At 65.0% G+C, this 7,249-nt stretch carries 10 protein-coding genes; 6 read left to right on the forward strand and 4 right to left on the reverse strand.

The features are described 5' to 3' along the window. The 5 genes from AC1D1S_RS17815 to AC1D1S_RS17835 all read left to right on the forward strand — a co-directional run. A partial coding sequence (locus tag AC1D1S_RS17815; RefSeq protein WP_476995079.1) for an MFS transporter occupies positions 1–669 on the forward strand: 669 nt, incomplete at its 5' end. A gap of 123 nt (positions 670–792) precedes the next feature. Then, positions 793–1,353 (forward strand): Chromate resistance protein ChrB, encoded by a 561-nt coding sequence (locus AC1D1S_RS17820; protein ID WP_308197208.1) that lies wholly within the window; start codon positions 793–795, stop codon positions 1,351–1,353. Positions 1,354–1,358: 5 nt separating this feature from the next. Beyond that, positions 1,359–1,823, forward strand: a complete 465-nt coding sequence (locus AC1D1S_RS17825) for a DUF1232 domain-containing protein (protein WP_243177468.1) — start codon at positions 1,359–1,361, stop codon at positions 1,821–1,823. 1 nt (position 1,824) lies between these two features. Next, positions 1,825–2,418, forward strand: coding sequence for a cation efflux transmembrane domain-containing protein (locus tag AC1D1S_RS17830; RefSeq protein WP_243177469.1), 594 nt, complete (start codon positions 1,825–1,827; stop codon positions 2,416–2,418). A 40-nt stretch (positions 2,419–2,458) separates the two neighbouring features. Then, positions 2,459–2,611, forward strand: coding sequence for an LPXTG cell wall anchor domain-containing protein (locus AC1D1S_RS17835; RefSeq protein ID WP_028276278.1), 153 nt, complete (start codon positions 2,459–2,461; stop codon positions 2,609–2,611). 190 nt (positions 2,612–2,801) lie between these two features. Here AC1D1S_RS17835 and AC1D1S_RS17840 read toward each other — a convergent pair whose 3' ends face one another. Beyond that, positions 2,802–3,437 (reverse strand): LysE family translocator, encoded by a 636-nt coding sequence (locus AC1D1S_RS17840; RefSeq protein WP_243177471.1) that lies wholly within the window; start codon positions 3,435–3,437, stop codon positions 2,802–2,804. A gap of 166 nt (positions 3,438–3,603) precedes the next feature. Continuing rightward, the gene (locus tag AC1D1S_RS17845; protein ID WP_476944578.1) at positions 3,604–4,422 is read right to left on the reverse strand and encodes an alpha/beta fold hydrolase; all 819 of its coding nucleotides are present in this window, start codon (positions 4,420–4,422) and stop codon (positions 3,604–3,606) included. A gap of 97 nt (positions 4,423–4,519) precedes the next feature. Between AC1D1S_RS17845 and AC1D1S_RS17850 the strand changes: the two genes are divergently transcribed. Beyond that, positions 4,520–5,584, forward strand: coding sequence for a hypothetical protein (locus AC1D1S_RS17850; protein ID WP_243177473.1), 1,065 nt, complete (start codon positions 4,520–4,522; stop codon positions 5,582–5,584). A 27-nt stretch (positions 5,585–5,611) separates the two neighbouring features. Here the strand turns inward: AC1D1S_RS17850 and AC1D1S_RS17855 are convergent, their stop codons facing one another. Next, positions 5,612–6,625 (reverse strand): patatin-like phospholipase family protein, encoded by a 1,014-nt coding sequence (locus AC1D1S_RS17855; protein WP_243177475.1) that lies wholly within the window; start codon positions 6,623–6,625, stop codon positions 5,612–5,614. A gap of 256 nt (positions 6,626–6,881) precedes the next feature. Then, on the reverse strand, positions 6,882–7,249 hold a 368-nt coding region (locus AC1D1S_RS17860), incomplete at its 5' end, for a DUF427 domain-containing protein (protein ID WP_476995080.1).

Genomic DNA, 7,249 nt, shown 5'->3' on the forward strand with positions numbered 1-7,249 from the left:
CCGCTCAGCCTCTTCGCCGTCCGAAACTTTGCCGTCGGCAACGTGGCTACGGCCTTCGTCTACGCCGCGCTTTCGATCGGCGGGTTCATCATCGTGCTTTTCCTGCAGCAGGTTGCCGGTTTTCCGGCGACGTCGGCCGCTCTGGCCTTGCTTCCCGTCAGCCTCGTCAACATTCTCCTGGCTTCATGGTTTGGCTCACTGGCCGGGCGGTTCGGCCCGCGGTGGTTCATGGCATTCGGACCTGTTCTCGCCGGAGTTGGCTACCTCCTGATGCTCGCGTCGGAAATCCCGGTCAACTACTGGACCCAGCTGATGCCCGGGATCCTCCTGTTCGCGGTCGGGCTATCGGCGACAGTCGCACCGCTCACCGCCGCCATTCTCGGTTCGATCTCGGAACAGCAGGCCGGCATCGGCTCGGCAGCGAATAACGCCGTCAGCAGGGTTGCCGGTCTGATCGGCATCTCGCTGGTCGGCCTCGTCATGGGCGGCAAACTTGATCTCGACGGATTTCACCGGGTGGTGACCGTGACGGCGGTGCTGCTCATCCTCGGGGGCATTGTTTCCGCCGTCGGTATCCAGAACCCACGCGAGCGGCCTGCAGTCCGGGCAAGACAGAAAGTCCCATCCCAAATCACCCGGAACTACCGTATTTTCAGACCGGGCAGATAGGGCTAAGGGATTCCATCGGACCGACCGAACCTACCGGCCGAGGTCCTCGGGTTCTGTGCCCTCCCGAGCAGGGAGTATGTAACAGCTGTTACTTACCTTGTTGTAGCAGTATATGATTGATGCATGGATTGGTTGGTTCTTGTTGTCCGGTTGACTGGTGAGACCTCACGGACGAGGGTCGGTGTGTGGCGGGAGCTCCGGAGGATCGGTGCTGCGCCAGTGGCCTCGGGGGTGTGGACCGTTCCAGACACGCCGTTCTTCTCGGAGGCCGTGCCTAGGGTCGTGGAGCTGGCCGGCCGCGGAACCGGCAGCGTCCTCGTCCTGGCAACGCCGGGTAGCGGCGATGCGGGAGTGGAAGGCCTGCGCTCGGCATTCAAGGAGCTCAGGTTGGATGAGTGGAAGGAATTCACCGGCGATTGCGGGGCGTTCGAGGACGAAATCGCCAAGGAAACCCGAAACGCCAAGTTCACTCTGGCGGAGCTGGAAGAGGAAGAGCAGAGCCTGGACCGCTTGCGGCGCTGGTACCGTGATCTGAAAAGCCGTGACGTTCTGGAACTGCCGGAAGCGCAGGCCGCCGACGAGCGACTGCGCGAGTGTTCCGCTGTATTCGACGAGTACGCCGAGAAGGTCTACGCGACTCTGCATGCCCCGTCAGGCCATGGCCTGCCTGAGGCCGGGGAGTAGGGGCCGTGCAGTGGTGGCACGCGGCGCTGGGGATCTTGGCCGGGCTGGTAGCTGTCTACGCGGTTCTTCTGCTGGGGTTGTGGGTCTATGCGAGGTCCCATCCGGAGACGGTGGGTATGCGGGAAGCGTTGCGGCTGCTGCCGGATGTGTTGCGCGTGCTGAGGCGTTTGGCGGCCGACCCTGCGGTATCCCGCGGCGCCCGGATCAAGCTGTTCCTTTTGTTGGGATATCTGCTCTTGCCGCTGGATCTTGTCCCGGACTTCCTCCCGCTGATTGGCTATGCCGATGACGTGATCGTCATGGCCTTGGTTCTTCGTTCCGTGATCCGCTCCGCAGGCCCGGAGTCTTTGCGGCGGCATTGGCCGGGCACCCCGGCCGGGCTTGCCGTCATCGAACGGCTGGCCGGCCTGCCGGCACCCATCGCCGGAAACGCCGGGGGCGCCGGGAAAGAGGGCACGGATGCTGCCTGAAATGTTGACGCGCCCTGAGATCGCGCGCCTGAGACGTCGCGGGTTCATCCTTGAGGGCATCACGCTGGGCTGGAACGTCGTCGGAGTGGCAGTTCTTGCCGTCGCTTCCATCACGGCCGGATCGGTGGCGCTGGCCGGCTTCGGCCTGGACAGCCTGATCGAGATCGGTGCCAGCACCGTGGTGATCTGGGAACTCTCGGGGGCCGGGGAACGGCGTCAACGGTTCGCGTTGAGGCTGATCGCCGGGGCGTTCGTTGCCCTGGCTCTCTATCTGCTCGTCCAGTCCGGACTTGCCTTGGCAGCCGGGCACCACGCACGGCCGAGCCCCACCGGAATTATCTGGACGGCTGTCACGGCAGTGGTCATGTTCGCCCTCTCAGCCGGAAAGGCCCGCACGGGCAAGGCGCTGGGCAATCCCGTTCTCACAGCAGAGGGCAAGGTGACGTTTATCGACGGTCTTCTGGCAGCCGCCGTGCTGGCCGGCATCTTGCTGGACACCTTTGCCGGTTGGTGGTGGGCCGACCCCGTGGCCGGTATGGTCATCGTCTACTACGCGGTCCGCGAAGCCGTGGCCATCTTCCGCCACGATCACTGATCGTTCGGAAACAGCCACCTGGGTGGCTTAGGCTTTCCGTATGGGACTAATAATCACACTACTTATTATTTGGCTTATTCTTTCGATCCTGGGCTTCGCCGTGAAGGGCCTGCTCTGGTTGGCCATCATCGGCCTGGTGCTCCTGGTGGCTACGGCTGTATGGGGCTGGGTGAAGCGAAAGGCCAAGGCCTGATGCAACCCTGATCTTCATTCGGCGGCGGTCGGTCCTCTTCAGGACCGGCCGCCGTTTTCGTGAAATTCGCGGAGTCAATGTGCCAACTGAAGGTCCAGAGGAGGGAGACGAATAACCAGCTCGGCTCTTGAGTGGGTTGGCATTCTGCCGGATAGGGAACTGCACCTGTCCGTCGAGGTCCGGCGCGCCGCTACGAGCTGGTGCTGGATGCCAGTACGCCCAGGCCGAGCGCGGCGATGATGCCGCTGCTGCCGCGTTCGAGCCAACTGCTCACCCGGGGGCGCTGCAGCCAGGCCATTGCCTTCGCTGCCGCGACGGCTACAGCCGCCAGGTAAAGGAATCCAATGGCGCTTTCGATGGCACCGAGCACCATGGCGGTGTCCAGGGTGTTGCCGCCGTGCGGAATGAACTGCGGCACGACGGCGAGGTAGAACAGGCCGACCTTGGGGTTGAGCAGTGTGGAGAACGCGCCGGCACCGAAGCCGGTCCTTCGGCTGTAGCTCCGGCGGGGAGCGTGCCCGGCCGCCGGGGATGCAGTTGTGCGGCGCGCCCGGATCAGCGACGAGATTCCCAGATACAGCAAGTACAACCCGCCTGCGATCTTCAGCCAACGGAACACTTCCGCCGAGTCCTCCAGCACGGCGGCGAGCCCCACTCCCACCAGCGCGGCCCAGACCAGGGATGCCAGAGCTGAGCCCAGCGCCGCCGCCAGGCCGGCCCCGGCACTTTGCAACGAGATCCTCAGCACCAGGAAGGTATCCGGGCCGGGGGTGACGGAAAGCAGCAGGCACAGCCCGGCAAAGGCCAGGAGGGTCACGACGGTCATGGGCACCATTGTCCTTTTGCTGGCAGCCCGACTGCAATCCGTCGCGATGGTTTGCTGCTTACCGTGCATTACATGACGCCGGTTGGACGCCGCGGACGGATCGTCTTGCCTTTGTTCGGCGGAGCCATAACACAGGGATCCGCCCGCATGCGGGCGCCACTGCCCACTAGGTTTTGTCGTCTGATGCCACGCGCACGCGCATGAGCCAGTCGGCGACAAGGGCTCGCACGAGGTTGGGTTGCTCATGGATCAAGGCATGGCCGGCGCGGTCGAGTACGGCCAACGTAGCGCGTGGGTAGTGCCGGATCAGCTCCGACGGTCCTGTGTGCCCGGCGGTGGCATCCTGTCGCCCGGCAACGACCAACACCGGATGAGGATAGGCTTTCGCGGCTTCCGGCCGATCCCGCAACTCCCAGTGCGAAAAGATCCGCATCAGGCTCGACTCGTCAGCCAGGGACGTTGCGGGAGCCACATACTCCTGGAACCGACGCAGCGTTTCAGGCGTCTGCACAACGAAGTAGCTGCGGTAAGTGGCCTCGAGATCCGAGTCGAGTGCACCGGTCAAATCGACCGACGAAACAAGGACCTCGTGCTGAGGCACGTCGCGCGTCTGCGGGCCAACGGGGCAGATCAGCGCCAGCCCGACGGCCTGATCAGGTCGCAGGTTCGCAATCGCACGGGCCAGGTAGCCGCCGTAGGACTGACCCATCATAAGAAACGGTTCGTCACCAATAGTGCTGGCGATAAGGCCGAGCAGAATGTCCACGACGTCGTCATTGCTCGTGATCGTCTCGGGCGCCGGGGTCCGGCCCATCCCGGGCAGGTCCGGATACAGGCGCCGGTAGCCAGGAACGTCGTCGAAAATCGGTTCAAGGGCACTGGCGATCTCGCGATGATCCACACCGGCGCCGTGGAGAGCGAGAACCGGCGTGCCGCTGCCGTACTCGGCGTAATGCACAGGCACTCCGCTAACCGTGGTGTCCATCCCGCAATGGTAGAACGCGTCGCGGCGATACCCGCCATCATCGACGGCACCCGGGACCGCTCCAGGTAAAGCTGCGCTCTGGTGGGAGGATGATTTGATGACGCCAAGTGTGGACGCATTTCTGCGGGGGCCCCGAGGGCGCCGTCTGTGCCTTGAACTGGCGATGCAGCTGGATCCGGACGTCAAAACGGCGGTCTTCTGGTGGGGATACGAACTTGATGGTGGACCGGGGACCTCGCGGGTCCAGCTGGGCGCTGCTGCCTCCCGGGAGGCCTCGACGCCGGCCTTTGCCGCGTCACCAGAACAGCTGGCTGCCAGGCTCGCCTCCCTGGACTTCACCGGACTTGACAGCGACCTGGTGCAGGCGGCCCTCGAGCGGTCAGTGGACACGGCAAGGTACTGGCAGGCACCCGATGGAGAGGACGTGCTCGCGGATCTCCCGAGTGTGACGGCGGCCCTGTCGCCCGTCGCGGAACAGGTCATGGCGCTGCCCGACAGCCAGTGGTTCTGGCAGCCTCGCCGGGCGGAGCAGTGGGCCATCGGCTTGCGATCGACAAACGGCCAGGCACCGCTGCCGAAGAATCCGCGACAAACACTGGCTGGGTGGGGCCGAGACGAACGAGCCGGGGAACTGCGGGCCGCGCGCGAACGCCCGGGCGATCCTCGCGCCAACTGGTCAGGAACTTGGTGGTCGATCCCGCACGGGCTGCTCCACACCGTTGGGCAGGTCCCGGCCGCACTGAGCCTCGTGGAAGATTCCCTGGGGTGGGAGCAGGCGACCACGGTTCCGGTTCGGGGAGCGGGCCGGACTCTTGAGATCGGCACAGCAGAAGACTGGATAACGCTGTGCCGCAGGTTCCCACTAGAGGTCACTGCATCCCGGCGACACGACTGGTTCCGCCTGACCGGACGCGACGGCCGATGGGTCATCCCGGATTGGGAACAAGTGGCAGGGGAGTGGGACGCCGCGCACCTCTCCGTCCTGGGTTACCTCAACGGCGCGACGCGCCCACTAACGGTCGACGCCGAAACGGCGACGGTCATCGCCGGATGGGCCCCGGACAGCACCATCTGGCTGACAGATGTCGCGCACGAAACGGGCGGCCCGCGGCAGACATGGCACCGCGCCTCGCACGGAGACCCCTGGACTCTCGCGCCGTAACAGTCGAACACCGACAGGTTTCAGCCATCACCGCCAGATTTCGGCGACCTGTTCCGCGAGGGCTCTGCCCTGGCTGTAACCAGCTCGAGCCGCAGGCGGACGCAGAGACAGATCCATCGCGTTGGCGCCGAACATGTGCTCGGCGGCGCTATCCGGGAAGACTGTTTGGACCCTGCTGCCCCCGGCGCGCAGTTCGTCGATTTGGGCGGCGAGATCCATGCCCCACTCGAGCGGCATCCGCGTCCTGCCGCCGAAGGGTGACAGCACCAGCACCCGCCCGTATCCAGCGGCCAGGTCGGCGTTCTCACTGCGTCGATAGCCGCCGTTGATGTACCGGGTCCCGCCGATGCGGTAGCCGTTGCTGGTGCTGGCGGCGACGGCGTCCACCAGATCGATTCCGCTGTGGCGGTCGAACACGACCGGGTCCCCGGTATCCGCATCAACAGCCGTGATCAGCACGGGCTGTTGCGGCCAGTGCCGGCTGGGAAGCCGGGCCGCGACGATGTCGCGCCAGCGCATCTGGGCAGAGCCGTCCGAAGCTTCCATCTCGAGTGCCGCGGCGCCCATCCTGCGGCGCATGTCGGAGGCATCCGCAGCAGAACCAATGATTCCGTTGGACCACTCCAGGTAGGTTTGCCCCGAGAGATTCGGAGCGCGTCCCCTGTCCGGTCCGGAGTGGCCGGCTTGTGGCCGAGGCACCTCGGCGAGGATGGCGGCATACAGTTCGGCCGGCCGAGTCCCGCTGGTGATCTGGGCAGCCACTGTTGATCCTGCCGATGTCCCGATGATGAGGTCGGCCTCGGTGACATCGATGCGGGCATCGGACAGGCCGGCGATGAGACCGAGCTCCCACGCATTGCCTGCCGCTCCGGCGCCGGCGAGCACCAAGGCCCGCTTGTGTGAGTTGTCGGTCTGTCGTGCGGCGTGGGCCTGTTGGCCGGGAACGGGCCAATTTCCGGGCTGTGGTGTCCGTGTCACTGCAATGGCACCGGAGGCGGTCGTCGAATGGATGCGCGGAGTTGAAGAAGGTGTTGTGTTCATGGGAGTCGCCTTTCGCGAATTTGCCTTGCGGCACTCCCGGAGACGACTACTTCAGTCGCGCGACCGTGGACTTCGGGGGAGCGCCCATTACGGATACTGCGTTCATGGGTCTCACCTCCTGAAGATTGATCACGATCACCGGAAAGCTATCACGCCGGCAAGGCGGGGCACAACGGGCATCCAGCCGCCAGAGCGCGCACCGGCTGAGTCGCCACACGCACAGTCAGCAAGTCTTGCCGGCGCGAGGGCGATGTGCTCACCACCCGGCCGTGCCCGGGCCGCCTTTGAACGGACCAACGATCTGCGTGGTGATCCAACCGCCGTAGAAGTCACCTTCCTGGAAGGTCACCTGCTCGCCGTTGACTTGGCAGGAGTCCATGTGAGCCGGGTAGAGGGCCACTCGGGTGCTGAGCGCCCCGAAACCCCGGGTGGGTTCGGGGTAGGTCCACCCGCCACGGGGAACGACGATGCCGCCGGCAACGACGTCGAAGTAGTGCGCTTCTCCCTTGAACTCGCAGAAGCTGGTGCCCCCGACCGGGACGAGTACACCGGCAGGGAATGAGTCCAATGGCAAGTAGTAGACAGGCGGGTGACTTGTCTCCAGGACGCGCACTGCATCGGTGC

It is taken from the genome of Arthrobacter sp. P1_A5 (assembly GCF_056406825.1).

Bases quoted from the DNA above. Each gene is read 5' to 3' on its own strand.
- AC1D1S_RS17820 (WP_308197208.1), top strand. From the start codon at position 793: ATGGATTGGTTGGTTCTTGTTGTCCGGTTGACTGGTGAGACCTCACGG.
- AC1D1S_RS17850 (WP_243177473.1), top strand. From the start codon at position 4,520: ATGACGCCAAGTGTGGACGCATTTCTGCGGGGGCCCCGAGGGCGCCGT.
- AC1D1S_RS17840 (WP_243177471.1), bottom strand. From the start codon at position 3,437: ATGACCGTCGTGACCCTCCTGGCCTTTGCCGGGCTGTGCCTGCTGCTT.
- AC1D1S_RS17830 (WP_243177469.1), top strand. From the start codon at position 1,825: ATGTTGACGCGCCCTGAGATCGCGCGCCTGAGACGTCGCGGGTTCATC.
- AC1D1S_RS17855 (WP_243177475.1), bottom strand. From the start codon at position 6,625: ATGAACACAACACCTTCTTCAACTCCGCGCATCCATTCGACGACCGCC.
- AC1D1S_RS17845 (WP_476944578.1), bottom strand. From the start codon at position 4,422: ATGGACACCACGGTTAGCGGAGTGCCTGTGCATTACGCCGAGTACGGC.
- AC1D1S_RS17835 (WP_028276278.1), top strand. From the start codon at position 2,459: ATGGGACTAATAATCACACTACTTATTATTTGGCTTATTCTTTCGATC.